Source organism: Oxobacter pfennigii (assembly GCF_001317355.1).
GTDB lineage: Bacteria > Bacillota > Clostridia > Clostridiales > Oxobacteraceae > Oxobacter > Oxobacter pfennigii.
In genome coordinates this window covers 15,441-40,235 of sequence record NZ_LKET01000068.1, presented here as the reverse complement: position 1 = coordinate 40,235, position 24,795 = coordinate 15,441, and the positions used below count along the sequence as shown (strand labels likewise).

The window sequence follows — 24,795 nt, the reverse complement described above, 5'->3', positions numbered from 1 at the left end:
GGTGAAATAATATGCCATATAAACATGGTGCCTACGGTGATTTGCTGCCTACCCAGGACGCTTTACCACCGGAGGGTGTGGCGACACTGCCGGTATATTTCGGCAGGTTGCCTGTACATCAGCTAATGGAGTATGAGGATAAGGTAAATAAGCCTATATTGCTCCAAAGCTTTGCTGATGCAGTCAGCAAGGTGGGATATAGTGACAACAACTGGGCAGATTTTGACCTTTGTGAAGCCATATATGCACATTTTAAAAACAGCATACAGGCAATAGGCCCCATTGTAGTAATAAACGTCCTTGACCCGGAAGAAATGAGAGGGGAAGAATCGGAATCAGCCAGCGTTACTCTTGTCAACGGCCAGGGGTACATAAACAGCGATAAAGTAATACTTAATACGGTAGCCATTGCCGGGAAGGTGCTTGGTACTGATTTTACTGCCGAATATACCCCGGACGGTGAAAAAGTGCTAATCAGGGACTTAACCGGGGCTATGGTATCGCCGGTTACAGTAACCCATTATAAAGTTGACCCGGATTTGGTAGCTTATACTGATATTGTTGGAGGTTCTACTCCTGAGGGGGTTAAAAGCGGCATATCTACAGTTGACTTGGTGTACAGGACACATAATATTATACCAACAATCCTTGATGCTCCCGGATGGAGCCATATTCCGGCTGTAGATGCTGCTTTAAAGGCGGCAGCACAGAAAATAAACGGTCATTGGTATGCATGGGTTAACAGCAATCTTGCTGCCGATGAAAATGTGGAAACAATAGCCGAGGCCAAGACTTGGAAAACTACAAACGGATATACCGGAGCCGGTGAAGCTCCATGCTGGCCAATGGCTAAAAAAGGAGACCGGAAATTTCATTTGTCCACCCTTACCACAGCAACGATGCAAATGGTGGATTATAATAATGACAATGTGCCATATGAAACCCCTTCCAATAAGCAAATTGACATTACAGGTGTAATCCTTGAGGACGGCACCGAACTATTCTATGACCAGGAACAGGCTAATGATTTAAACAGCAAAGGCATAAGGACTGCTATGTACTGGGGCGGCAGATGGGTTTTATGGGGACCGCATACCGGAGCCTATGAATATGGTGCGGATATGGATTCCAGAGATAAATTTGATTCAAATGTGAGGATGCTGTATTACATTCTAAATACATTCCAGAGCAGATATGGCATTGACGTTGATAAGCCAATGAACAGGGCAAGAATAGACACTGTACTAAATGACTTCCAGGAGTGGATGGATAATTTTATATCCGACGGCAGGCTTTTGTATGCCAGGATTGAATTTAACGAAACCAGCAATCCTGTAAGCGATATTGTTGAGGGTGACTTTGATTTTGATATCGCAACAACTACAACTCCTCCCGGCAAAAGCCTTAATGCAAAGCTTCAATATACCACGCAGGGCATTAATATATTATTTGGAGGTGAGCAGGCATGATAATATCCGGTACTGTAATTGCACATAAACTGTTGACTGACGGATTAGAGATTGATGATAATGTATCAGTACAGCTGCCAAGTATAGAGACTCAGACTGGCGAACTAAAAGGAGCAGGTATTATGGGTACTATAGATATGCCTGCAAGCGGCCAGATAGGCAGCTTGGTATTTACGGTTAATTTAAGATCCATGAACAAAAATTCCGGAGAATTGATGCGGCCGGGAATCCGTAATATTGAGCTGAGGTTTGTAAGGGACGTAATGACAACTGACGGCAGCATGATTCCGGAGGGAACAAAGATTTTTATAACCGGAATCAATAAAAAATACGACCCCGGGAAAGTGGAAATCAATGCTACAATGGACGGCGCTGCCGACTTTGAAGTATTGAGGTACAGGCAGGTAGTGGCCGGAAAAGAAACGCTTTTGATTGATAAGCGTAATTTTATTTTTAAAATAAACGGCAGAGATTATATGCAGGATATCAGGTCAGCCCTTGGTTAAGGGCTGACTTTTATCATTCAGGAGGTAAAGAAATGATAGAAAAGCTTAAATTAAAAGTGCCAATAGATATAAATGGCGAAACAGTAAATGAAATTCCCTATGATTTTGACGTCCTGACGGCTAAAGACAAGATAAATGTGGGAAAAAAATTTAAGGCTGCAGGTTTTACAGGAAGTGTCCAGGAATTAGACCCGGATTATCACCTTTTTATATTTGCAGAAGCTGTTATAAAGGCAGATAAGAATATAACAGAGCAGGACGTGATGAGGATGTCAATGAAAGATACAATAACAGCCTCATCTTTGGTCAGAAACTATTTTTTCTTAGATTCGGAGGAATTCTACCGGACGATTACCTCCGAAGAGGAATCACCCAAATAACAATGCATACTTCCACGCCTTTAAATCAATGCTTTGAAATGACACTTACAGACTTTGTACAATATTTTGAAGATTTATGTGACGAAGCCGATAGAGTTACAAAATCTCTGGAAGGGAAGGTGAAGCATGGCAAGTAAAAAGGAACTGAGAGCGCTTATAACTTTAGCCGGAAAAATAGACCCGTCCCTTTCAGCGGCCATGGCTAAAGCCTCAAAGCTTAATAGTAATATGGCAAAAGAATCTACTAAATCAGCCGGGGTAATGTCAAAGACCTGGGATATTGCTAAAGGTGTGCTTGTTGGTAACATACTGACAAAGGGAGTATCTATGGTTGTAAGCGGATTAAAGACTGTAGGAACTCAGGGAATACAATTAGCCTCGGATTTAACAGAAGTACAGAACGTTGTAGATACAACCTTTGGAGAAAATGGCTCAAAGATGATAAATTCATGGGCTCAGAATGCTCTTAATGCCTTCGGTCTGTCTGAAATGCAGGCTAAGAAATTTAACGGTACCATGGGAGCATTACTAAAAAGCAGTGGCATAACAGGCCAAAGCCTTGTGGGAATGTCAGAGAATCTTACAGGCCTTGCAGGTGATATGGCCAGCTTTTATAATTTAGACCATGAAGAAGCTTTTACAAAAATAAGAGCCGGAATATCGGGAGAAACTGAGCCTCTAAAAGCACTGGGTATTAACATGTCCGTTGCCAATTTGGAGGCTTTTGCTTTAAGCAAGGGTATAAAAACAGCATATAAAAATATGGACCAGGCATCACAGGTGGCTTTAAGATACGGGTATCTTATGGAGAAATCTAAAGATGCTCAGGGAGATTTTGCGAAAACTCTTGACACAAGCTATGCAAATCAGAAAAGGCTTCTGGCGACTAATTTTAATCAAAAGATAGCACAACTGGCAACAAAGTCACTTCCCATCCTTACAAGAGGTACAAAGGTGCTAAATGATATATTGGCTAAAATAGACGCTGAAAAGCTTGGTAATATGCTTGCAGGTTTTGCAGATAAAGCCTTTGAGGTTGGTGAGAGGTACATGCCATTAATCATTGAGGGTGCTTCAAAAATTCCTCCCATTTTGGCAGATGTATATAATATGGGAAAAGGAGCAGCAGACCTTATTATAAACTATTGGCCTTTGGTTGAGCCTGTATTATGGGGTATGGCAGCCGGATTGACGGCCAGTAAGCTGGCCATGCTTGGGCTTACGGCAGCAGAAAAAGGCGGGATGATAATATCCGGACTTAGCAAAGCATGGGCTATAGGCTCAGGAGCATTACATATGCTTATGAATGGTGCCAGATTATCTACTGTTGCGCAATGGGCATTAAATGCGGCATCAATCGCATTCCCTGGTGTGTGGGTGGTTGCAGCTATAGCAGGAGTTGCTACGGCAGGATATATGCTATGGAAAAATTGGGATAAGGTTTCAGTCAAACTGGCCGAGATTTGGGAAAATATTAAGGGTGCGTTTAAGGCGGGCGTTGATTGGGTTGTGGATAAGATTAATAAAATACCGCTTGTAAATATACCTATGGCAACAACCTTAGACCCTAAAGCTCCTGCAGTATCATCATTGTCATATATTTCAAGCCCAATGCCAATGTTTGCAGAAGGTGGTTTTACAAATAAACCTTCCATATTCGGCGAAGATGGACCTGAGGCAGCCATACCTATAAAGTACCGTAACCCAAGGAGTATTTCCATACTCAATCAGACTGCTAAAGCTATAGGAGCAACATCAGGCGGCAGGCATCTGCCAATGATAAATATAAATATTACTGTAGCAGGAAGCACACCACAGGAGCAGGTTACTAATATAGCATCATCTGTAAAGCAGGCGTTAATGGATGTCCTGGAAGAATTCCAAAGGGATGAAGAGAGGGTTGCATATGGCTGATTATTTTGAATATACAACCATGCAGGGTGACACTTTCGATATATTAGCTTTAGACGCATACAACGATGAGTTTAAAGCACATTTGATTATACAGGCTAATCCGGAACATGCTTCTACGGTAATTTTCAGCGAAGGGGTTAGGCTTAAAATACCTATAATATCGGAAGAAGCAGCATATACCCTGCCTCCGTGGAAGAGGTGATAATATGCAACTTATGTATGAGGACAGTAATATATTAGGTGCTGTTGAACTTAATAAGGCCGATATAACCGATTCAGCCGGAGGCAGGGCTGACAGCATGGAATTAATCTTTAATGATTCCGATACTTGGAGCCGGTGGAACCCTAAAAAAAATGACAGAATACAGATAATAGATTCCGGATTTGATACAGGGGTAATGTATGCCGATGAGCTGGAACAAAGGAGCGGTTTATTCATAATCCGTGCATTGCCTTTCCCTCAGTCAGTTAAGGAAAGAAATACTAAAGGCTGGGAAAATGTAAGGTTTACCGAAATTGTCAGAGAAATTACAAATAAACATGGCTTTAAGCTTCAGGCTTTCGGCATTGAGGACCATTTTTACAATCGAATAGACCAAAACGAGCAGGCAGATTTAAAATTTCTGTCCTTCAGATGTATTTTAGAGGGTTATGTTTTAAAAATCAGCGCCGGGAAGGTCATTATATATAACGAAAGCTACATGGAGAATCAGGCAAGTGCCAGAACCATAAATAAGAACGAATTTGACGGCAGATATAAGTTTTTAAGCACATCAACCCATATTTATGCAGGTTGCAGGCTGACCTATGGCAATTACAAATCAAATTATATGCCTGCAAATGCCCCGGCAGGACCTATTTTAAAATTAAGCAATATACAGGTAACTTCCCAGACCGAAGCGGACAGATATGCTAGGAATCTTCTGAGGTTTTATAACAAGCATGAGTATACAGGCAGTTTTACTATTAAAAAAGATGCAGGACTTGCAGCAGGGGTAAATACTAATATAACTGGACTGGGTATGTCAGACGGCAAATATTTTTTAAGCAGCGTAGTCCATAGGCTTGTGGAAGGTAAGACAAGCATTAATGCCAGAAGAGTATTGGAGGGGTATTGATGAATCTTAAAGGTAAAGTATCAAGTATTGAAGCAGAGGGTGTACGAGTAATTTTAATTGACAGGGATAATATGGTTACACCACCGCTTAAAAAGGGTGTACATATCGGCACCCTTGCAATAGGGGATGATGTGGCAGTCATGTTATTTTCAGAAAATATTGCAGATGCGATAATAGCAGCAGCATTTTAGGCAGGTGAGAATATGCCGATAGCCAGTTTTGCGAACAAAACTTTTCAAACCGATACAGAAAAAATATATACCTTTGGCGATTATCAATATAATTCAAATTTTCAGACGGAAAAGCAGGATGCCCAGGGAGTAAAGCCGTCCACGTATAATAAAGGTCCTGATTTGGACAACATGAGCTTTAAGATAGTGCTTGATGCAGAGTTGGGTATTAATCCCCGCAGAGAATGGGAAGAATGGCGCCAGATAATGCATCAGGGTATACCTTATCCCTTCATCTTGGGAAATAAGCCATTAAGTGAAAATAAATTTTTACTTATTAATATAGGTAAAAGCAATGTGAGGATTGATAATTACGGTAATATCCTATACATGGAACTAAATCTGCAGTTTGATGAGTATGTAAGGCCAGGGAGCCAAAAGAGTACATCATCAGCTGCAAATTCTCCAGGGCTTGCTAATAATATACTTGAAATGTTAGACCCTGAGCTATTGGGATTACTTAATAAATCAAGCCAAAAAAGAACTAATACCCAGATGAATTTAGCAATGCTTAACAGGGTTGATTAAGAGGTGATGCTATGGTTTATACAATAGATACTACAAAAGCAGAGTTGAATTGGGCTGCCAGAGGAGCGGAAAGGATACTGCAGAATGTGCAGAATCTTATTTCCACCTTTAAGTATGAGGTTGCATATAAGCGCACCATGGGAATTGACCCTGACATAATTGACCTTCCCATTGAAAAATTAAAGGCAAGGTATGCAGAGGCTGTATACCAGCTTATCCTGGATTATGAGCCAAGAGCAACCGTAAAAAATGTTAGATTCATTGATATAGATAAGGAAGGCCATGTTAATTTTGCGGTGGAGGTTGAAATATGAGCGAAATAAATTTTGTTGAAGTGGATTCCAAAGAAATTAATAAAAATCTTGTAAATAGATTTAGTACGGCACTTAATGATACCTTGTATCCGGGAGACGAGCGCCGTATATTTTTAGACCAGGAAACATCGGTAATTGTCGGTTTAAAGAACGATATAAATTTAACTGGCAGGCAGAACCTTTTAAAATATGCAAAAGGGGCGGTATTGGATGCCTTAGGTGAGAGGGTTAATACTCCAAGGCTGCAGGCAGAAAAAGCTGTTACAACCCTAAGATATACACTGTCACAAGCACAGGAAATTCCATATATGATTGTTTCGGGACAGCGTGCAACACCGGATGGAGCTTTGTTTTTTATAACAATTGATGATTTGACCATACCGGCTGGTGAAACACAGGGAACAGTAAAAGCTCAGGCAATAGAAACCGGAGAGAAGTATAACGGATTTGTACCCGGCCAGATAAATAAGATTGTGGATCCCATCCCTTATGTAGCAGCAGTAGAAAATACAGAAGAAAGCAGCGGAGGGACAGAAACTGAACCTGATGATGACGGTATAAACGTATGGAGCGGGTACAGGGAGAGAATAAGGAAAGCTCCCGGGGGATTTTCAACAGCAGGTCCTAAGGATGCATATATTTATCATGCTATGTCAGCAGATGCAAATATTCAGGATGTATCTGTAGATACTGATACCCTTAAAATATTTGATATAGAAGCCTTTGAGGCTGCTTATCCGAGTGTTGACCCGACTCCTTTTTATACAGAGCGGCCGGGAGCAGAAGTAACTATTGTAGCACTCATGAAAGATGGGGAGATGCCGACTCAGACTGTATTGGATAAAATCAGTGCCAAGGTTAACGACAAGAAGGTACGGCCGTTAACAGACCATGTTACAGTATCGGCACCGGATGAAGTGGAATATGACATTGAGTTGACTTATTACATTTCCGCTGACAGAGCAGCAGAGGAAGAAAATATCAGGAGTGAAATTGAGGATACTGGCGGAGCTATTGATATATATGTGCTCTGGCAGAAAAGCAAGCTTAAAAGGGCAATCAATCCGGATTACTTAAGGCAGCTCATGTATGCTGCAGGAGTTTATAAGATTGATATTACTTATCCTGTATATACAGAGATAGAAAAAGACCAGGTTGCGATATGCAATGATATAAATATAACCTATGGAGGGTTGTTATAATGGACCTTCAAAATCTTGATTTATTAAAATTGCAGACAAAGCATATGCAGCAAGACCCTACAACTATTGCAATGTGTGAGGCTCTTACTCCTCAATTGCAGGTAATATCTGACGAGGTGATTTATTGCCTTATATTGGCCAGAGTAGATGCCCTTCCGGAAAATATTTTGGATGAGCTGGCTGTGGAGCTACATATAGAATGGTATGATGCCACAGCATCTATAGATATTAAACGCTCTTTAGTAAAAAACTCCGATAAAGTCCATATGTATATGGGCACACCCTATGCCTTAGAACAGGTAATACAAGACTATTTCGGAGAAGGTGAAGTCCTGGAATGGTTTGATTATTCAGGACTGCCTTATGGATTTAAAGTAGTCAGCAATGGCAGAATAAGCGGCGAAGAATCATTAAATAAATTTATCGAAAAGATTAATATGTTAAAAAATGAGCGTTCCAGGCTTGAAGGTTTGATTATCAATAGTAAAAATGATAATCCTTTATACTCAGCTATGATTGTTAATACCAAAGATTATCAGACAACCGAAATGGAGCTCATTGAAGCTCTAACGTGGGAAGAAAGAGATGCATATGGATATACATGGACACAATGGGGCACTGAAATTGATACTTTCGTGGAATGGCAATATTATAATGTATTATAAGGAGGACTATAAATGCCTAGTGCAAATAAAACAACTTTTTTAAACTTAAATGATTGGGCAGCCAGTGATACTCCAGTCTATTCAGATTTTAAGTCAGACAATCAAAAAATAGATGCAAAAATGCAAGTGCATGAAAATACTTTGGAAGAGCATACGACGCAATTGGCAGATACTACGGCACAATTAAGCTTACTTGATGATGTAAAGGCTGATAAAACAGATGTTAACTCACTTGCAACGGCAAAAGCGGATATCACTTACGTAAATACTCAAGTGGCAAGCGTGGCAAGTGGATCACCAAAAGGTACATATGCTGATGTATCAGCGTTAACAGCGGCAATTCCCGCAGGCGATACTAATATTTACATAACTCTTGACAACGGAAACTGGAATTATTGGAACGGTTCTGCGTGGACAGGTGGAGGTATATATCAGTCAAGTGGATTACCTGATGAAAGCATAGAAAGGATAAAACTAGCGAGAGGGTCGGTTACGGATAGTGCTATAAATAGCTCAAATCCGGGTAAAAATTTATTCGATAAAGATAAAGTTACATATGGATATTATATAAGCTATACCACCGGATTGCCCGTTGTAGAAGCCCCAAGTTTTCCGAGTTGTTACAGTGACTTCATAGTGGTCGAACCCGAAACAGCATATTCACAAAATTATAATCATCAGATGGCTTTTTATAATGCGGCGAAGACATTTATAGTTGGTTACAATACGCAGAATTTTACATCTCCTTCAGGGGCGTATTATGCAAGAGTATCTTGCAGAAATGATAGGATTAATACGAACCAATTTGAAAAAGGAACTGTAAGTACCGACTATGAATCATATGGATATTCAATTGAAAAGCTTCGAGTGGTGAATGACAACATACTAGAAAAAAATGTGTCTGCGGATAAAATGTCGTTTGTATTACCAGAGGTTATTGTAGGGAAAAACCTATTTGATAAAAGCAAAGCAATACACGGATATTATGTTAATTACTTGAATGGAAAATTAGTTGCTGAAAACCCGATGTACCCGACATCTGTGAGTGATTATACAAAGATAAATGAATCTACTCAGTATGTTTTAAGTAACACCGCACAGGTAGCCTTTTACGATAAGGATTTAAAGTACATAAGCGGAGTAAACAAAGGAACAAACCCTTTTATGTCTCCAAGCGGTGCGGTATGGGCAAGATACAATATGGATGCTGACCAAATTAATACTCAACAGTTAGAAGTAGGGGATACAGCAACACGCTATGAGCCATATCAGATTAGAATAAAAAGTCTAAACCGGCGTACAGATTTTAATCCAAATACTATTGTGTTGTTGGGAGACAGTATAACAGCGGATAATAATGATGCTTTAACGGATCATGGATTTTTTTCATGGGCTAACATATTTTTAGGACAAAGATTTAAGGTTGTTAAATATGCGGGTGTGCCTGGGGAAACATCGACAGAAATTTATGACAGAATAGAAAATGATGTACTTCCTTATAATCCTGCATATTGCATGATTTTAGCAGGTGCAAACGATTTGAGACAGGCAGAACTTTCGGCAGAAGAAATAATTGCAAATTTGAAATTAATATACAATACTTTGAGTGACAGTGGTATAAATATCATAACATCTACTTTAGTGGCAGATTCTACGCTTAATGCTCCCGAAATACAAAAAAGGTATGAGGTTAATGAATGGATTAGGAACTACTGCCAACAAGAGAATATATTTTTAGTAGATTTGCCAAGAAGGATAACAGATCCCAACACAGGGTTGCCATTGGCTAATACTACTAGGGATGGGGAAATACATTTTTCGGCTAAGGGAGCATTTCTGGCGGGAAAAGAACTTGCAAACAAGATAGGTGGATTTATAAAACCTTTAGATATGTTCACTTTTGACAATGCAGACCCATCAATATTAAATGATAATCCTACAATGTTAGGCGATAACGGAGGTATGGCAACTGGATATCTCAAAACTGGAGGAAGTGCAACAGCTTCAAAGGTAACAAGGACAGACGAAATAGGAGGAGAATGGCAACAACTTGTAAGTGAAGCATCAGACACTACAGTGTCATTCACCAGTGACTATATTACTGTTTCTCCTGGAGATATATTAACTGCCCAAGTTGAGGTTGCTATTAATACGGTAGAGAGCTTGAAAAAAGTTGAACTTTATCTCTCTTACTATAATTCGTCTAACGTGTACCAAAGCCTTTACCGAACGATGGCACACAATGATGCTTACCCCAATATCGACATAGGTAATTGGAGTGGTGTTTTAAAGACTAACGCTTCTGCTGTACCTGAGGGAGTGGCTAAATTAAAGATAAAGGTAGACATAAACTTCGTGGGAACTGCAAGGATTGGCAGGGTAGAATTACGAAAAGTTAATTCGTATTAGGATAATATTGCGTATTAAGAAACTGATAGTATTTATCAGTAAAATAACCCATAATATAGAATAAAAGAGGCCCAAGTCATTGCTTTTGCATTCCTTTTCTCCATGTGATGTAGTATAATATTTATACTTTACATTAAAGGTGGTTGGGGAATGACTGAGGAGCATATCAAAGAGCAAATAAGTCGGGCATATGCTAAAGCCATTGCCGCACGCGCTGGTATTGTATTAAGAGAATATGAAGGGTTAGATTATGGTTTAGACGGTAGGTTTTCTGATGTTCAGTATGATACGGGGCGCAAGAGATATGTTGAAAGCGGTTTTGGGATTGACTTTCAGATTAAGGCCACGACAAACATCTTACCCAAAGGTAATAAATTATTTTATGATTTAGAAGTAAAGAATTACAAAGACTTAATCAAGACTAAAATTGGCACTCCCCGTATATTAATCATATATTCTATGCCTAAGCAATCAGAAAAATGGATAACAGTGTCGGATGAAGATACTGTTCTAAAGCGGTGCGCGTGGTGGTGTTCATTAAAAGGGCGAGATGATACCGAAAACGAAAAAAAGAAGCGTATTGAGTTTCCTGTTTCGCAAAAACTTACACCTGATGAATTACGGCGGTTAATCGAATGTGTGAAAGCGGGTGCTGACCTATGATTGAGCCAAAAATAAATAAACTGCATGGGATTACAGCAGCTTCTATCGAAAGATATTTGTTGTTAAAAGGATGGTTGCGCGACTACAATTTCAAGAACAAAAATCTTATGGTATTTAATTACCCGAACTCGGAAAAGCGTATTGCTTTTCCGGCGAATGAAAACTATGATGATTTTTTTATCAATCTAAACGAGTTGCTTCAAACTATCTCTGTCTTTGAACAAAGAAGCATTGAGAAAATTGTCAAAGAGATACTAACTGTCTACTTTGATAGGATGGAGTTTAGGATTGTATCTACATTATCTCAGGACGGAAAGCTGCCTCTTGACTATGCAGTAGATTGTATTGAGGGATTGAAAGAGCTTATATTGTATTCAGCTTGTGCAGAACAGAAAGCTCAACCTATTTGCTTTAGAGCAACCAATATTGCTAAGGATTATTTAGAAAGCTTTAAACTCGCACAGACAGAAGTTGGAAGTTTCGTGATTAATATCGATATACAAGTAATTGATGAACAGGCAGAACAAATGACCATCGCAGACTATCCCCCGTCATCGCCATTTGAGCATAAAATTGTTGAACGGATTTATACTGCCATTAGCCAAGTAAATAACGCTGTAGAACAAAAACAAAGTATAAGTGATATGGCTACTGTTGCATACGAAACTGGTATTACCGCAAATATGTGTGATGCGTTGATGAAAATGAAACCGGCTTCAGGGAGTGCAGAAATTGACACAACTATTCGCTATGCCTCTGCTCTTACGCAAACGGTAGGACAAGAAAATCATGTTACTATTAAAGACCATCATTTTTATGTTATCGATGAACTTGCCAAGATTTATCGTGACAAAGTTCTATATCAAGATGTTATTATCAGCGGTATAGTAAAATCCTTATCTAAGCGTGATGTGGAGGATACCACTGAAAAAACGATTAGGCTGCTGACAAAGATTGATGGGCAATATCGTACAATAATAATGGAACTCTCCGAAGAAGATTATCGAATAGCCTGTGATGCTCATAGGGATGAACAAGAGGTGGAGGTTGCAGGAGAACTTGATATGAACAATCGTATGTGGGTTTTGACAAAAATTGAGTATTTTAGGATAGTTAACAAAGACAAATAAAATTAACTCCAAAGGAGCCCGGTTAAAGGCTCCTTTTATATGTCCCCTTACCATATATTACCTCTATCAATTTCACGTATATGTGATAAAATAATAATATAATCACGCATGCGTGAAAGGAGTAAAGATGTTTGGAAAATGAGTTATACAATGTTTTAACCTTTCCTGAAGCTACTCAGATGTGGAATCTATCTGAAAGTACTCTAAGAAAAGCTATAGGAACCGCAAAAAGGCTTGAAGAGGGTGTCGATTACAGAAAAAGCGGTTCAGTATGGCTGATTAGGAAGTCATCTATGGAAAGGGTTTACGGAAAGCTCAAATAAAAAAGAGAGCCTCTGCCTGGTAAGCTTATCAGCTCTCTTTTAAAAACATCTCATATAAGAGACATCCTCATTATATCATGTTGTCTCTTGTATGACAATATGATGGAGGTGGACTATGTATAAAGAAGAGGTTGTAATAAAGATACTCAGTAAAACAATTATTGAATTTCCGGATATTGAGCAACTAACCTTGAGAAACATCATCGAAGAAGTGCTTTATAATTATGAAATACAGCCTGCTTGCACTGCTCTTGTGCCAACAAATGATATGCATGAAAAGATAGCCTTATATCTTGCATGTAAAAAACTTGACGGGTTAAGCATGAATACCCTGCATGGATATGGGAGACAGCTTTTGAGATTGGCCACATTTTTAAATAAAAATACAGTTGATATAACCGCTATGGATATCCGGATGTATTTAGCTCATGTCACAAAGCATAAGAATTTAAAGAATACAACGCTGGAAACCATAAAATCACAGATTAAAAGCTTTTTTAGCTGGCTTGAGACAGAAGACTATATTAATAAAAGTCCTGCCAGAAAAATTAAACCGACCAAAACGGAAAAACTTTTGGTTGAGGCCCTGACAATAGAAGAGCTTGAAATGCTCAGAGAAGGATGTACTGCCTTAAGGGAACGTGCATTGGTAGAAGTTATGTATGCTACCGGCTGCCGCTTAAGTGAAATAGTGCAAATGGATAAGGGCGACATTGATTATGTTAATTGCTGTGCGAAGGTATATGGGAAAGGTAAAAAAGAGAGGATTGTATATTTTAGCTCAAAGGCCATGTATCACCTAAAAAAATATTTATTATCCCGGACAGATGATGACGAAGCTTTATTTACAACCATTAGACAACCATATAGAAGACTAAAAAGCAGAGCGATACAAAAGGAAATTTCTAAAATAGCCGAGAGGACCGAAATTACAAAGAATGTACATCCACATGTATTAAGGCATACTCTAGCAACTTTAATGCTAAATAACGGAGCAGATATAACAAGTGTCCAGGACATCCTAGGACATAAAGACCCGGCAACTACCCAGAGATATGCCAGCCTTACAGAAGAAAATAAAAAACAGACTTATAAGAAACATCTTGTTCAATAAGGAAGCTTAAATGCTTCCTTTTATTTTGCATAAAAAAGGAGGGTTTTAATGGCTGGATTTATAACCATGAAATTAACTCAAAACGGACGCAATCTATTTGCAAAAAGTTTGACCGGAACTCAAATAGAATTTACTAAAATGCAGGGTGGCAGCGGTCAATTGGCCCCTGGGCAGGACCCAACATTATTAACTGCCTTAATAGACCCTGAATTTGATATAGACATAGTGAGTGTCGCAATATCTGCTTATAATATAGCCCAGGTAAAAGGCACAAAGAATAATGTAGGATTTACCGACCCGGTATATCTAAGTGAATTAGGACTATTTGCTGATGATCCGGATGAAGGCGAGATACTTTATGGGTACACATATGTAGGTGATGGTCAGACGGATTATATTCCACCTATAGCCAAAGGACTATTTACAAGACAATATACTGTGCAAGCAGCCGTTTCAGACGCTGTAAACGTGACTATTGTAACGCCTACAGAAACTTATGTACTGGTTGAGGACTTCCAGGAAATTATAGACGGCATTAACCAAGATATAGAGGGGTTAAGCATTGAAATAAACAATATAAATGGAGAGATTAACACAATTACCGGAGATATAAATGATATTACTGCAGGTATAGAGGACATTAATGGAGACATAAGTACCACAAATGGAAATTTAACATCTCATATAAACGCAGTTGCAGCCCATGGGGTTACTGGTACAGTAGTTGGCACAACAGATGTACAGACATTAACTAACAAAACGCTGACAAGGCCAAGGATTGCGAATGGTGGAAGTATAGATGACGGTAACGGTAACGAAGTACTTAAATTTACCCAAACTGCAAATGCTGTTAATGAAATAAACTTTAAAAATAATTCTGCCGGCAACGCTCCTGAAATACAGGCAACAGGTAATGATACAAATATAGATATAAATCTTGTTCCTAAAGGCACCGGAGGCATAAAGCGAAATGGTAATAAAATATGGGATGAAGGTAACGATGGAGCAGGAAGCGGACTTGATGCTGACTTGTTAGGTGGAATAGCCTCTGATGAGTATAATCGAAAGCCCGCATCAGCAACAGCTGGTCATATAGCATTATTTGACGGAAATAGAAATGTTTATGATGGGGGGAATATATGGGAAAAAATATATGAAATCACTATAGCGTCTGGTGGTGGTTCCCCCACAATAACTCTTCCAAGTGAATATAAATATTACCGCTTACTAGTAAATGGGAGATTTAGCGGACAAGATGTAAACATCCAATTAAACGGTAATGGTGAGGACCACGATTGGGCAGCCCAGAGATTATCTTATGCCACACCTCCAATACAAGTTCTTTCAGGCCATATAGACGACGCTCCGCAATTGGGGCTTATATATACTGTTAATCAAGACTTTTCAATAGAAATGATAATTGTTAGGGCTGATGCCAATTCTGGAGCTCGATTCCATGGCATAGTGATTGGACGTGAATCTTCAATATATTTTTCAGGCAGATATTATGGAGGAGTAATAAGCTCTATTCATTTATTTACAGATGACGATCCTGAATTTAATTCGGGTACTAATTTTCAATTATGGGGGTGCAAATAGATGGTTGAGTATATCGATAACGACGGTAAGTGGAGCGTTGACGTTGATACAGATGAAAATGGGAATTGGATAGAGAAACCTAAATTCAAAATTCTCATGGAACCTTCACAGGCTTATATTGATAGAAAAAAACAACGCATGGCCCCAACAAAAGAAAAGATAAATAATCAAGTCAGAGAAAAAATAGCTGAAAGATATGATGTAATAAAAGAAATACAGATGCTAAATCAACGCAATTATCCCATTGATAGCTTAGAATATGCAGAATATCTCGAATACCAGGAATATAGAGAAGAGTGTTTAGCTTGGGGGCAAGCAGAAAAGGCCCAATATGGGTTTGAATAAGGAGGGTAAAATGCTAAGTCAAAATAAAAAAACATTTGATTATGGACGCATATCAGACTGGCATAAGGCTGGATATACCGGCAAGGGTGTAAATATAGCTGTCCTGGATGATAAATATTTACCTCATGTACATACAAAGGCTATATGCCCGCTTAATGACAGCGTACCTATACAGTCAGGTAAGGACTTCCACAAGCCGAATTCCTGTTCAGTTAACCGTGAAGTGGCTCCGGAGGCAAGCATCTACGCTTTCAACTGGTTCGGCAATGCAGAGGCTACTACCGAGTGGCTGATAGAGCATAAAGACATGATAGATGTGGTAAACTGCAGCTTTGAGAGCCCGAAAGACACAAAGAAGAACTTACTGGAGCAGTTACTTGAACTTGATATACCTTTTGTATTTAGCACCGGCAACTCTGGCGGTAAAACTCCTAAGTATCCTGCAAGCATGGATGGCACAATCAAAATAGGAGCATACAACTATATTACAAAGGAGATACCTGACTATTCAAACGGCGGTGAGGATGCTCTTGGCCTGACTTATATCTACATACCTAATAGCAAAAAAATTCCCTTTGCCTTCGAGGGCACCAGTGCAGCAGCTTCAGTGGTTGCAGCCATGTTAGGGATGTACTGCCAGTTGCGAAAAGAAAATGGCAAACCGAAATTAACAACCGATATAGCAAGGGAGTTTATAAGGATTAACTCCAAGTCTGTGGATGGCCATAGACTTTTTTTAATGCCCCGAGCTGAAGAGATAGGCTGGAAAAATGAGAAGGGTCAAAACTCCTACCTACTGGATGAGGATGTATGGCTGAAATAATTGAATTGGAGGCATGCCATGGAAACAGAAGTATTAAAAAGTATAGCGTCCTACGGAGTGTTTGCAATACTCTTTTTTTATATGTTTTGGGACTCACAAAAGGAAAAAAAGCAGGATAAAAAAGATGCCAGAGAACGAGAAGATAAGCTAATGGAACATATAGAAAAATCTGACGCTCATATACAAAAGAGTGATGAAACTCTAAAAGATATAGCAGGGAAATTTTCCACTGTTGACGATATAAAAAGAGATGTGAGCTATATCAAAGAAGAAATTAAAGAATTGAGAAGGTGATAATTTGAACCTTGGCAAAGTAGTTTTTGACCCTGGGCATATAAATGGCGTAAATATAGACCCTAAATATCCGGATTACAGCGAAGGTACTGCAATGTTTGAATTGGCTACTATGCTTAATAATGATACGGGCTCTCCACTTACTAGGGGAGCCTATGAACGTCCTCCCCTTGAAGATCGTGCAGCAATAGCCAAAAGATACGGAGCCAATACATTAATATCTTTGCATACAAATTATCCTACACTTGGGACCATTATATATTACAGTGTAAAAAGGCCACAGGATAAAGCTATTGCAGAGCAACTGGGGCAGGCTATTGCCGACGCGCTTGGAATTAAGTTTAGAGGTGCTGTAACATATCCCGGAAAAAACGATAACGATTATTATGGTATTATCCGTTATGGGGTAGAGCAGGGAATAGAGCATGCATTTTTGGTTGAGCATGGAGCTCATGCCGAGCTGGCCATAGACACGAAAAACAAACTTAAAAAGATTGCACAAGTATACAAATCTTTATTATTTATGGAGGAAAGTGAAATGAAAATAAAAGTGGTACCGTCAAATCCCCCTGATACATGGCTTGCAATGGGGATTGCAAGATATATTGATGGAGAATTATCATATGTGCCTGATGTCAAACCAAACGATATATGTGTGCAGCTTGGGGGATTAGGTGAGCATGGTAAATTGGCCACTCCTACAGCAAAACTTATTGTCGGAACCAACATGATTGACACTGCAGAGCAGGCCATAGCGTGGGCAAAACAATATAAAAAGACAGGTAAAATATATTAAGGAGGAAAATATTAATGAATGAATTTTTTACATTGGAATATTTAGCGACATTTGCGGGGATGACAGTAGCAGTTAATTTAATTGTGCAGGCTATAAAGGGATTCTTTGGGCTTCAGACAAAATGGCTTGTGCTAATGGTAGCCCTGGTAGTGCAATTCGGGGTGTTATTCTTCACCGGGCGGTTGATACCGGAGCAGGCATTCTTAGGATTGTTTAATGCCCTACTTATCGCCATGACGGCCGTAGGCAATTTTAGTTTTATAACAGATAAGCGGCAAAACACAGAAAAGGTTAATCCTTCAGCAGAAGAAGCTGCACATGATAAATAATAATGAAGCCCCGGTGTGATGCCGGGGCTTCATTATATGGAGGTGTCGGAATGAGCGAATTACAGATATTTAATAATAAAGAATTTGGGCAAGTAAGAGTAATACAAAAGGATGGGGAACCTTGGTTTATAGGAAAAGACATTGCTGAGGTTTTGGGATATAAAGATACATCTGATGCACTTAAAAAGCATGTTGATGAAGATGATAAGCTAACCCTGCAAATCGCCGACTCAGGTCAAAACAGAAATATGATAGGTATAAATGAAAGTGGCTTATACAGTTTGATATTGAGATCCAATCTTCCGGATGCAAAACAATTTAAAAGATGGGTAACAAGTGAAGTCCTTCCCAGCATCCGAAAAACTGGCGGTTATGTGTCAAATGAAGATTTGTTTATTAATACTTACTTGCCATATGCAGATGAAAATACAAAGGCTATGTTTAAAAATACTCTTGAGGTAGTACGACAACAGACAGAGCAGATTAAGACCATGAAGCCTAAAGCTGAATTTTTCGATGCAGTAGCAGACAGTAAGACAGCTATAGAAATGTCCAAGGCTGCAAAGGTCCTTAATTTTGGCAAAGGCAGGAATACTTTATTTGCTATACTGAGAGCTGAAGGTATCTTAAGGGATAATAATGAGCCATATCAAGAATATATTGATCGCGGATACTTTAGAGTTATTGAACAGAAATATTCAAAGCCTGATGGCAGCACAAATATAAGTATTAAAACTCTTGTATATCAAAAAGGCCTGGACTATATCAGAAAAATATTGAATAAACAAAAAGTAAGCTAAGCCCTGGTATAAAATCTGGGCTTTTTTTATTTTAGTTGACGATTTTATATTAAAAGTATTGAATAATTGACAAAATATATTATAGGCATAAACCCTTGAAAAGACTGCTTTTACAACGTGCCATTTAAACGTCCTGTAAGGCCTTTAATTTTGCTTAGCCATACTATAACACTACCAAAAACGGTGTAGAGCCTTCTGTGAGGGCGAATTTAAGGGAATTTTACTGACCCCAGTCTAATAATTTCCATCCCTTCCACTGATAACTTTTAAATTTCCGCTTCCCTTGCATGGAATACTTTATTTTGGTAATACCATCCCATGCTTGTCTTACCGTACCGTCTATCATATCCTGATGCTCATCAAGCCATAATTTTAGATTGCGACATTTATAAATTTCACCATCCGGAGCCTGTATCACCCAGGACTTAGCATGCATATGCGTTTCAAAATGACCAGTAAGCGGGCTTGTTTTAGCTGCTTCATGAGCCTTTTCGAGAGTGCCATTATAGACACCCTGCTCATGGAGATTCTGCCTGTATACTCGAGAGCATCCGGGGCTGCATGTTTTTGTCATATTACTGTGAGGGTCATTAAACATTTTGCCACATACAGCACATTTTTTATATTGCATTTTATACTTTGCATAACAAGCCCTGGAGCATGTATGTTTATTCCGGCCCGAATATTCTCTGCCGCATACTTTACAAAGTTTAATCATAATATTTACCCGTTTTGTCTTATTTGCTGTATAAATGCCTGGACCTGCTCATATTCTTCATCGGTAACATAAATGTTTTTCTTCTTCCTGCCTGTAGATGGTCTGCCGGCGCCCTCACGATAACCACCCCAGCTCTTTATATCCATAGACTGTTGACTATAACCTAAAGTATAGCTTGGTTCAAGAGGCTCAGCACTCATAAAATCATCAGGATTTATAATCTCTGATACAATATAAGTTATCTCGTCTTCGACGGTGGTCTTTGCTTTGTAGACCTTATCCGATACCCTTGTGGACAGGACTCTTGCATGCACATCATGCCATTTAATTGGGTATTTTACAATATTACTCCACTCTTGGTCTATAAGAGTGCGCCCCTCTTTTGCTATTGGGGGCACATTTAATTCTAAAAATTGTGTAAGGGCCATTAAGCGGCCGAAGCAATATGACCTGTCTTTTATAGTATTATCAACCATTGTAATTCCTCCTGTATTATACTAACCGTTAAATACTGCTTTTTTAATTTTTTGTATATATGCGTTTGCTATTCCTTTATGCTCAATCCACCATGATGCATAAATATGAGTAGTGTCATTCTTGATTTCATCTAAGGCCTTGCTGACTCTTGCCGTGTAAGTCTTTACCTTTTCATCATTAGCATACCATTCATCACGGCTGCTTCTGTCTGCTATAGCTTCAAGTTCTCTCTCTATTACTCTTATGTTATCATTCTTGATGTCATTTGCCCATTTAACTTGGTTTTCAGTGCCTATTAATTCTACCATTTGTTTATCCCCTCTCAATTTTCTATCTTGATTTAAGTATACTATAATCAAGTATGATTTACAACCCCCAATATCAAATAATTAAGAAAAACTTTTCGACAAATGATTACCATAATTTCTCGGTTGTATAAGAACTTATGTTCGCATATAATAAATACAAATGCAGAAAAGAAGGGTTAATCTTGACAAGCAAAAGCAAACAACGACTTATAATGCATATTGATGTAAATAGCGCTTACCTTTCCTGGGAGGCAGCGTACCGGATGCAGCAGGGAAGCAGTCTTGACTTAAGAGATATACCGTCAGTCATAGGAGGGGATGTCGAGAGCAGGCATGGAATCGTTCTCGCGAAGTCCATCCCGGCAAAGAAGTATAACATCCAGACGGGGGAGACACTATTTTCTGCCCGGCAGAAATGTCCTGAGCTTATAGTTATACCCCCGCATTATGAATTGTATATGATGGCCAGCAATGCGATGATTGACATATTAAATGATTATACACCGGCAATCCAGCGGTTTTCCGTGGATGAAATGTTTCTGGATTTTACGAGTATGGAATATCATTACCCCGACCCTATTGAGCTTGCTTATAGCATTAAGGACCGTATAAAACATGAACTGGGTTTTACGGTTAGTATAGGTATATCTAACAATAAGCTTCTGGCCAAGATGGGCTCCGATTTAAAAAAGCCAGATGCAGTGACTACACTGTATCCTGATGAAATAAGTAAAAAAATGTGGCCTCTGCCGGTGGAAGATTTGTTTATGGTAGGGCGAGCGACAGCACCGAAGCTACATAAGCTAAATATATTTACGATAGGTGATCTGGCTGCCTATGACTCAGATATACTAAAATCCAAATTAAAGAGTCACGGAATAGTAATATGGAATTTTGCGAATGGAAATGAAAATTCGGATGTCCGGAAGAGCAACGTCATTGATGTTAAAGGTATAGGCAATTCTACTACAATTTCCTTTGATGTAACGGACCGTAAAGAAGCACATTTAATATTATTATCTCTATGTGAAATGGTAGGTATGAGGTTAAGGCACCAGGAGAGCTGCTGCAATCTGGTTGCAATAAGCATTAAAAGCCATGATTTTATAAGTTACTCCCGGCAGCGTAAACTTTATTACCCTATAGATTCAACTGCAAAAATCTGGAGAGTAGCTGCTGCATTGTTTGACGAAGTCTGGAAAGGTGAGCCTGTGCGTAATCTTGGTGTGAGAGCATCCGAGTTATGTACTAATGAATTTATACAGACAACCATGTTTGATGATAAGGATATAGAAAAAACAAGAGATTTAGATAACACAATCGATAAGGTAAGATTGAAATATGGAACCGCTGCTATTATTAGAGGCTCTTTCCTTCATTCCGGCCTTAGCCCCATAAACGGAGGAATAGGGGAAGAAAGTTATCCGGTCATGACAAGTATATTATAAATAAAAGGTGTGAATAGGGTTGAAGGTAATAGTAAAACCCATAGAGATGGTTGCATGGTTTACGAAAGACGGCAGTCCCACTCCGGTAAGATTTAGATTAGAAACTCCTGAAGGATATACAGTAATAAAAATAGATAAAATCCTGCAGAAGGATATTGAAAAACTAGCCGGGAATAATACCCTGGTGTATAAATGCCAGAGTCTTATAAACGGATTAGAGAGGGTGTTTGAGATAAAATACGAACTCAGGACCTGTAAATGGGTCTTATTTAAAATATGATGTTATAATCATCAATAAAATGGCCATAATTATAATACTTTTTCATACAATACTCCATTAAAAAAGGCTTGCACTTTAGCTGTGCAGCCTTTTTTATATCAAAATTATACCAACCGCTTTTTAGAAGCAGTTTTTAACTATATTTTTATAAATTTTATCATCTACCTCAATTAAACTTTTCTTCCCGTCTTTGAAGTTGATTGCTAAAGTGTATACCCCCTTATTCTTGGCAGATAGGCCTCCTGCTAATAATCCGACAGGACCGAGTAATGCACCACCTATTAACCCTCTGGCAACACCGCTTGCAGCACTTTTTCTGTGTTCATCAGTAACTACTTCGTAGCCCTCGACAGTTCTCTTATCAAGATAAAGGTTTTTACCAAAAGAAATACCAATTGCCGTCATACCTAGAGTAGTCATTATGTTACCACCAACATAGTCACCAGCTATAACTTTATTTTTAGCTCCCATATTTAATACTCCTTTCACATTTGTATAAAACACACCTTAATTTTACGTTTTCTTTGGTTATATTTTACAATATATACGTAGTCTGTACAATCTTTTGTTAAATTAAAATACGGCAGTAAAAATTGACATTACTATGTAAGATTCCTTATAATAAAAATATCCAGTTAATACTGGCTATGGAGAATTGAAATTACATCTGATAAAAGTCAGATGGAGGCTACAAATTATAGTCTTTAAGAAGATGAAGGAGTTTGCAAATTTTACTTTCAAAATTTGGGGCTCTTTTTTTTGTTTTTTATAAAAGGAGCCATAGGGGGGAGATATAAGTAGGTAATTATTAAAAAGGTAAAGGTTACGTACTAATTTATAAAGGGAGATATCTAGGTTATTTTAAAGGATATATAAACTCAATGTTATATGACTTTAAGGTACTAAATTATACATCCTTATTTTCATCAAATGCTTTAAGAATAGAATGTATAAAGGGGATCTTATCAATATTATTTATAATAATTTTAATTATAAGGTCAAAGTATTTAGCTTCACTTTTTGTTTTGATTGCATTAATTGTATAAGGCGGAGTAGTTAAGTCGGTTCTACCCAGCAGGTAATCAAGAGAAACATTAAAGTAGTTTGCTATCCGTGTTAATATATCTAAAGATGGTTCACGATCACCAGTTTCATATTTACTTATGGTATTACCTGATACGCCGACCATATCTCCTAATTCTTCTTGTGTTAATTTACTTTCTATTCTTATTTCCTTTAATCTTTCTCCAAACATATTCATCCCTCCGTTAAATTAGTATATCATGAGAAAAAATCCAAATGTTGTAATGTGTCGATATGTATGATAATATAAAAATTACAGTACATAATGGCAATATAAAGGGGGAATACAATGGACAAAAATAAAGAAGCTACAGAAAACTTACTAGAGGAAAATAAGTTATTAAAAGAAGAAAATGAAAGATTAAAAATTCTATTAAGAAGTATTAAAGATTGCATTAATAATGCATGATTTATTTTACTGTTATACATAAAAACGAGCCCAAGAGGGCTCATTTTTTTCTGTCCTAAAACTGTCCTAATTTGTTTAATATACATAATTTTATTTATTTACATTTAATTTATCTTGCGTTAAAATGGCTTGAAGGCTTAAAGGTGTTTAAAATAAATATAGGATTATAGGAATATTTTAATGCAGAATAGAACTGCAAAACCTTTATTCCCCAGTTCAAATCTGGGTGTCGCCTCCAGACGGAATCCTGTAATCTTAATCGATTGCAGGTTTTACTTTTTTTTGTTACAGCAGTTCAAACAAATCGTATAAAGGATGATATGTATGGATGCTTTTATAAAGAGCCCTAATTTACCCGAAGATAAAGTGACGCTGGCGGTGGTGGACGGACGGGTGAGAAAAAGCATAATAGAAGAGATGGGGCGTATGGGTATTGAGGTAATAAAGGCTGATGTTTGTAAAGATCTTTATGAGGCTGTGCAGGGCCATGCCGATATGTTTATGCATCATTTGCGAGGAAAGGACATAGTTATTGCTCCCAATGCCCCCATCGGCACTAGAAATGCGCTGTCAAAACATGGCTTTAATTTAATCGAGGGAGACAGGGTCATAACTAGAAAATATCCCGGTGACATTGCATATAATGTAGCAAGAGCTGCAAACTATGCTATATGCAATAAGCGATATACAGATACCAAGCTTCTTCAATGCTTGCATGACCTTGATATAAAGATTATAGACATAAGCCAGGGATATGCCAAATGCTCCATTTGCATTGTCAATGGCGATGCATTCATAACTTCCGATGAAGGTATATATAAAACGCTTATTAAAGAAGGTCTTGATGCCCTGAAAATAAGTCCCGGAAATATCGAGCTTAAAGGACTTGATTATGGATTTATCGGAGGTGCCTCCGGATTCATATCCGGTGACACTCTCGCATTTACAGGGCATTTAAAAAGGCATCCTGATTATGCAGCAATAAAAAATTTTTTAGAAAAGCATAACAAAAAAATAAAAAATTTGGATGAATATGAACTTATGGATACGGGAACAATAATTCCCTTAAAAGAACAAAAAGGTGAAGAAAACTGCTAATACATAAATTTATTACCTGTATA

General features: G+C 38.3%; 31 protein-coding genes. 26 read left to right on the top strand and 5 right to left on the bottom strand.

The features are described from left to right. The first annotated feature begins 11 nt into the window (after positions 1–11). The 23 genes from OXPF_RS19555 (at position 12) to OXPF_RS21975 (ending at position 18,951) form a co-directional block, all read left to right on the top strand. Positions 12–1,469 (top strand): phage tail sheath protein, encoded by a 1,458-nt coding sequence (locus OXPF_RS19555; RefSeq protein ID WP_054876900.1) that lies wholly within the window; start codon positions 12–14, stop codon positions 1,467–1,469. Further along, positions 1,466–1,975 carry a phage major tail tube protein gene (locus OXPF_RS19550; RefSeq protein ID WP_054876899.1) on the top strand — a complete coding sequence of 170 codons (510 nt, stop codon included), beginning with the start codon at positions 1,466–1,468 and terminating at the stop codon, positions 1,973–1,975. Before OXPF_RS19555 ends, OXPF_RS19550 begins: the two co-directional genes overlap by 4 nt. Before the next feature lie 32 nt (positions 1,976–2,007). Then, complete coding sequence (locus OXPF_RS19545) at positions 2,008–2,355, top strand: hypothetical protein (RefSeq protein ID WP_054876898.1); 348 nt, start codon at positions 2,008–2,010, stop codon at positions 2,353–2,355. Between the two features lie 126 nt (positions 2,356–2,481). Further along, positions 2,482–4,269: a phage tail tape measure protein gene (locus OXPF_RS19540; RefSeq protein ID WP_054876897.1), complete on the top strand. Its 1,788-nt coding sequence runs from the start codon at positions 2,482–2,484 to the stop codon at positions 4,267–4,269. Continuing rightward, positions 4,262–4,471, top strand: coding sequence for a tail protein X (locus OXPF_RS19535; RefSeq protein WP_054876896.1), 210 nt, complete (start codon positions 4,262–4,264; stop codon positions 4,469–4,471). Before OXPF_RS19540 ends, OXPF_RS19535 begins: the two co-directional genes overlap by 8 nt. 4 nt (positions 4,472–4,475) lie before the next feature. Then, the gene (locus tag OXPF_RS19530; RefSeq protein WP_054876895.1) at positions 4,476–5,387 is read left to right on the top strand and encodes a phage late control D family protein; all 912 of its coding nucleotides are present in this window, start codon (positions 4,476–4,478) and stop codon (positions 5,385–5,387) included. Continuing rightward, the gene (locus tag OXPF_RS19525) at positions 5,387–5,578 is read left to right on the top strand and encodes a hypothetical protein (RefSeq protein WP_054876894.1); all 192 of its coding nucleotides are present in this window, start codon (positions 5,387–5,389) and stop codon (positions 5,576–5,578) included. Before OXPF_RS19530 ends, OXPF_RS19525 begins: the two co-directional genes overlap by 1 nt. Positions 5,579–5,590: 12 nt before the next feature. Beyond that, positions 5,591–6,145, top strand: coding sequence for a phage tail protein (locus OXPF_RS19520; RefSeq protein WP_054876893.1), 555 nt, complete (start codon positions 5,591–5,593; stop codon positions 6,143–6,145). An 11-nt stretch (positions 6,146–6,156) separates the two neighbouring features. Beyond that, positions 6,157–6,459: a GPW/gp25 family protein gene (locus OXPF_RS19515; protein WP_054876892.1), complete on the top strand. Its 303-nt coding sequence runs from the start codon at positions 6,157–6,159 to the stop codon at positions 6,457–6,459. Next, positions 6,456–7,661: a baseplate assembly protein gene (locus tag OXPF_RS19510; RefSeq protein WP_054876891.1), complete on the top strand. Its 1,206-nt coding sequence runs from the start codon at positions 6,456–6,458 to the stop codon at positions 7,659–7,661. Before OXPF_RS19515 ends, OXPF_RS19510 begins: the two co-directional genes overlap by 4 nt. Then, positions 7,661–8,326 carry a phage tail protein gene (locus OXPF_RS19505; protein ID WP_083480060.1) on the top strand — a complete coding sequence of 222 codons (666 nt, stop codon included), beginning with the start codon at positions 7,661–7,663 and terminating at the stop codon, positions 8,324–8,326. Before OXPF_RS19510 ends, OXPF_RS19505 begins: the two co-directional genes overlap by 1 nt. 12 nt (positions 8,327–8,338) lie before the next feature. Next, positions 8,339–10,735 carry an SGNH/GDSL hydrolase family protein gene (locus tag OXPF_RS19500; RefSeq protein WP_054876890.1) on the top strand — a complete coding sequence of 799 codons (2,397 nt, stop codon included), beginning with the start codon at positions 8,339–8,341 and terminating at the stop codon, positions 10,733–10,735. A gap of 150 nt (positions 10,736–10,885) precedes the next feature. Next, positions 10,886–11,398, top strand: coding sequence for a DUF4365 domain-containing protein (locus OXPF_RS19495; protein WP_054876889.1), 513 nt, complete (start codon positions 10,886–10,888; stop codon positions 11,396–11,398). Next, positions 11,395–12,528 carry a hypothetical protein gene (locus OXPF_RS19490; RefSeq protein ID WP_054876888.1) on the top strand — a complete coding sequence of 378 codons (1,134 nt, stop codon included), beginning with the start codon at positions 11,395–11,397 and terminating at the stop codon, positions 12,526–12,528. The genes OXPF_RS19495 and OXPF_RS19490 overlap by 4 nt, the downstream gene beginning before the upstream one ends. A 131-nt stretch (positions 12,529–12,659) precedes the next feature. Continuing rightward, on the top strand, positions 12,660–12,851 hold the full coding sequence (locus tag OXPF_RS19485; RefSeq protein ID WP_054876887.1) for a helix-turn-helix domain-containing protein: 192 nt from the start codon (positions 12,660–12,662) through the stop codon (positions 12,849–12,851). Between the two features lie 115 nt (positions 12,852–12,966). Beyond that, positions 12,967–13,965, top strand: coding sequence for a site-specific tyrosine recombinase/integron integrase (gene xerA / locus OXPF_RS19480; RefSeq protein WP_054876886.1), 999 nt, complete (start codon positions 12,967–12,969; stop codon positions 13,963–13,965). 48 nt (positions 13,966–14,013) lie between these two features. Continuing rightward, complete coding sequence (locus tag OXPF_RS19475; protein ID WP_054876885.1) at positions 14,014–15,564, top strand: autotransporter outer membrane beta-barrel domain-containing protein; 1,551 nt, start codon at positions 14,014–14,016, stop codon at positions 15,562–15,564. Then, a complete protein-coding gene (locus tag OXPF_RS19470; protein ID WP_054876884.1) occupies positions 15,565–15,909 on the top strand; it encodes a hypothetical protein in 345 nt (114 codons plus the stop codon). It abuts the gene before it with no gap. A gap of 10 nt (positions 15,910–15,919) precedes the next feature. After that, on the top strand, positions 15,920–16,732 hold the full coding sequence (locus OXPF_RS19465) for a S8/S53 family peptidase (protein ID WP_054876883.1): 813 nt from the start codon (positions 15,920–15,922) through the stop codon (positions 16,730–16,732). Positions 16,733–16,750: 18 nt separating this feature from the next. Further along, a complete protein-coding gene (locus tag OXPF_RS19460; protein WP_054876882.1) occupies positions 16,751–17,026 on the top strand; it encodes a BhlA/UviB family holin-like peptide in 276 nt (91 codons plus the stop codon). 4 nt (positions 17,027–17,030) lie between these two features. Further along, positions 17,031–17,822 (top strand): N-acetylmuramoyl-L-alanine amidase, encoded by a 792-nt coding sequence (locus OXPF_RS19455; protein ID WP_054876881.1) that lies wholly within the window; start codon positions 17,031–17,033, stop codon positions 17,820–17,822. A gap of 14 nt (positions 17,823–17,836) precedes the next feature. After that, positions 17,837–18,151 carry a hypothetical protein gene (locus OXPF_RS19450; RefSeq protein ID WP_054876880.1) on the top strand — a complete coding sequence of 105 codons (315 nt, stop codon included), beginning with the start codon at positions 17,837–17,839 and terminating at the stop codon, positions 18,149–18,151. 50 nt (positions 18,152–18,201) lie between these two features. After that, a complete protein-coding gene (locus OXPF_RS21975; RefSeq protein WP_083480058.1) occupies positions 18,202–18,951 on the top strand; it encodes a phage antirepressor KilAC domain-containing protein in 750 nt (249 codons plus the stop codon). A 220-nt stretch (positions 18,952–19,171) separates the two neighbouring features. Here OXPF_RS21975 and OXPF_RS19440 read toward each other — a convergent pair whose 3' ends face one another. The 3 genes from OXPF_RS19440 to OXPF_RS19430 form a co-directional block, all read right to left on the bottom strand. Then, a complete protein-coding gene (locus tag OXPF_RS19440) occupies positions 19,172–19,525 on the bottom strand; it encodes a hypothetical protein (protein WP_160317269.1) in 354 nt (117 codons plus the stop codon). Between the two features lie 149 nt (positions 19,526–19,674). Continuing rightward, the gene (locus tag OXPF_RS19435) at positions 19,675–20,145 is read right to left on the bottom strand and encodes a type I-C CRISPR-associated protein Cas8c/Csd1 (protein ID WP_054876878.1); all 471 of its coding nucleotides are present in this window, start codon (positions 20,143–20,145) and stop codon (positions 19,675–19,677) included. A 21-nt stretch (positions 20,146–20,166) separates the two neighbouring features. Beyond that, a complete protein-coding gene (locus OXPF_RS19430; RefSeq protein WP_054876877.1) occupies positions 20,167–20,454 on the bottom strand; it encodes a hypothetical protein in 288 nt (95 codons plus the stop codon). 212 nt (positions 20,455–20,666) lie between these two features. On the opposite strand from OXPF_RS19430, the gene OXPF_RS19425 reads away from it, so the two are divergent. Together OXPF_RS19425 and OXPF_RS19420 are read left to right on the top strand one after the other, a co-directional pair. Continuing rightward, positions 20,667–21,902, top strand: a complete 1,236-nt coding sequence (locus OXPF_RS19425) for a DNA polymerase Y family protein (protein ID WP_054877258.1) — start codon at positions 20,667–20,669, stop codon at positions 21,900–21,902. A 19-nt stretch (positions 21,903–21,921) separates the two neighbouring features. Beyond that, entirely contained in the window at positions 21,922–22,182 is a 261-nt protein-coding gene (locus tag OXPF_RS19420) for a hypothetical protein (protein WP_054876876.1), read from the top strand. 120 nt (positions 22,183–22,302) lie between these two features. Here the strand turns inward: OXPF_RS19420 and OXPF_RS19415 are convergent, their stop codons facing one another. Further along, entirely contained in the window at positions 22,303–22,653 is a 351-nt protein-coding gene (locus OXPF_RS19415) for a hypothetical protein (RefSeq protein ID WP_054876875.1), read from the bottom strand. Between the two features lie 436 nt (positions 22,654–23,089). Beyond that, positions 23,090–23,437, bottom strand: a complete 348-nt coding sequence (locus OXPF_RS19410; protein ID WP_083480056.1) for a helix-turn-helix domain-containing protein — start codon at positions 23,435–23,437, stop codon at positions 23,090–23,092. Between the two features lie 561 nt (positions 23,438–23,998). On the opposite strand from OXPF_RS19410, the gene OXPF_RS19405 reads away from it, so the two are divergent. Beyond that, positions 23,999–24,772 (top strand): DUF6873 family GME fold protein, encoded by a 774-nt coding sequence (locus OXPF_RS19405; RefSeq protein ID WP_054876874.1) that lies wholly within the window; start codon positions 23,999–24,001, stop codon positions 24,770–24,772. The last annotated feature ends 23 nt before the right edge of the window (positions 24,773–24,795 follow it).

Excerpts from the sequence above, each read along its gene's own strand:
- OXPF_RS19555 (WP_054876900.1), top strand. The coding sequence starts at position 12 with ATGCCATATAAACATGGTGCCTACGGTGATTTGCTGCCTACCCAGGAC.
- OXPF_RS19550 (WP_054876899.1), top strand. The coding sequence starts at position 1,466 with ATGATAATATCCGGTACTGTAATTGCACATAAACTGTTGACTGACGGA.
- OXPF_RS19545 (WP_054876898.1), top strand. The coding sequence starts at position 2,008 with ATGATAGAAAAGCTTAAATTAAAAGTGCCAATAGATATAAATGGCGAA.
- OXPF_RS19540 (WP_054876897.1), top strand. The coding sequence starts at position 2,482 with ATGGCAAGTAAAAAGGAACTGAGAGCGCTTATAACTTTAGCCGGAAAA.
- OXPF_RS19535 (WP_054876896.1), top strand. The coding sequence starts at position 4,262 with ATGGCTGATTATTTTGAATATACAACCATGCAGGGTGACACTTTCGAT.
- OXPF_RS19530 (WP_054876895.1), top strand. The coding sequence starts at position 4,476 with ATGCAACTTATGTATGAGGACAGTAATATATTAGGTGCTGTTGAACTT.
- OXPF_RS19525 (WP_054876894.1), top strand. The coding sequence starts at position 5,387 with ATGAATCTTAAAGGTAAAGTATCAAGTATTGAAGCAGAGGGTGTACGA.
- OXPF_RS19520 (WP_054876893.1), top strand. The coding sequence starts at position 5,591 with ATGCCGATAGCCAGTTTTGCGAACAAAACTTTTCAAACCGATACAGAA.
- OXPF_RS19515 (WP_054876892.1), top strand. The coding sequence starts at position 6,157 with ATGGTTTATACAATAGATACTACAAAAGCAGAGTTGAATTGGGCTGCC.
- OXPF_RS19510 (WP_054876891.1), top strand. The coding sequence starts at position 6,456 with ATGAGCGAAATAAATTTTGTTGAAGTGGATTCCAAAGAAATTAATAAA.
- OXPF_RS19505 (WP_083480060.1), top strand. The coding sequence starts at position 7,661 with ATGGACCTTCAAAATCTTGATTTATTAAAATTGCAGACAAAGCATATG.
- OXPF_RS19500 (WP_054876890.1), top strand. The coding sequence starts at position 8,339 with ATGCCTAGTGCAAATAAAACAACTTTTTTAAACTTAAATGATTGGGCA.
- OXPF_RS19495 (WP_054876889.1), top strand. The coding sequence starts at position 10,886 with ATGACTGAGGAGCATATCAAAGAGCAAATAAGTCGGGCATATGCTAAA.
- OXPF_RS19490 (WP_054876888.1), top strand. The coding sequence starts at position 11,395 with ATGATTGAGCCAAAAATAAATAAACTGCATGGGATTACAGCAGCTTCT.
- xerA (WP_054876886.1), top strand. The coding sequence starts at position 12,967 with ATGTATAAAGAAGAGGTTGTAATAAAGATACTCAGTAAAACAATTATT.
- OXPF_RS19475 (WP_054876885.1), top strand. The coding sequence starts at position 14,014 with ATGGCTGGATTTATAACCATGAAATTAACTCAAAACGGACGCAATCTA.
- OXPF_RS19470 (WP_054876884.1), top strand. The coding sequence starts at position 15,565 with ATGGTTGAGTATATCGATAACGACGGTAAGTGGAGCGTTGACGTTGAT.
- OXPF_RS19465 (WP_054876883.1), top strand. The coding sequence starts at position 15,920 with ATGCTAAGTCAAAATAAAAAAACATTTGATTATGGACGCATATCAGAC.
- OXPF_RS19460 (WP_054876882.1), top strand. The coding sequence starts at position 16,751 with ATGGAAACAGAAGTATTAAAAAGTATAGCGTCCTACGGAGTGTTTGCA.
- OXPF_RS19450 (WP_054876880.1), top strand. The coding sequence starts at position 17,837 with ATGAATGAATTTTTTACATTGGAATATTTAGCGACATTTGCGGGGATG.
- OXPF_RS21975 (WP_083480058.1), top strand. The coding sequence starts at position 18,202 with ATGAGCGAATTACAGATATTTAATAATAAAGAATTTGGGCAAGTAAGA.
- OXPF_RS19440 (WP_160317269.1), bottom strand. The coding sequence starts at position 19,525 with ATGACAAAAACATGCAGCCCCGGATGCTCTCGAGTATACAGGCAGAAT.
- OXPF_RS19435 (WP_054876878.1), bottom strand. The coding sequence starts at position 20,145 with ATGGTTGATAATACTATAAAAGACAGGTCATATTGCTTCGGCCGCTTA.
- OXPF_RS19430 (WP_054876877.1), bottom strand. The coding sequence starts at position 20,454 with ATGGTAGAATTAATAGGCACTGAAAACCAAGTTAAATGGGCAAATGAC.
- OXPF_RS19425 (WP_054877258.1), top strand. The coding sequence starts at position 20,667 with ATGCATATTGATGTAAATAGCGCTTACCTTTCCTGGGAGGCAGCGTAC.
- OXPF_RS19415 (WP_054876875.1), bottom strand. The coding sequence starts at position 22,653 with ATGGGAGCTAAAAATAAAGTTATAGCTGGTGACTATGTTGGTGGTAAC.
- OXPF_RS19410 (WP_083480056.1), bottom strand. The coding sequence starts at position 23,437 with ATGTTTGGAGAAAGATTAAAGGAAATAAGAATAGAAAGTAAATTAACA.
- OXPF_RS19405 (WP_054876874.1), top strand. The coding sequence starts at position 23,999 with ATGGATGCTTTTATAAAGAGCCCTAATTTACCCGAAGATAAAGTGACG.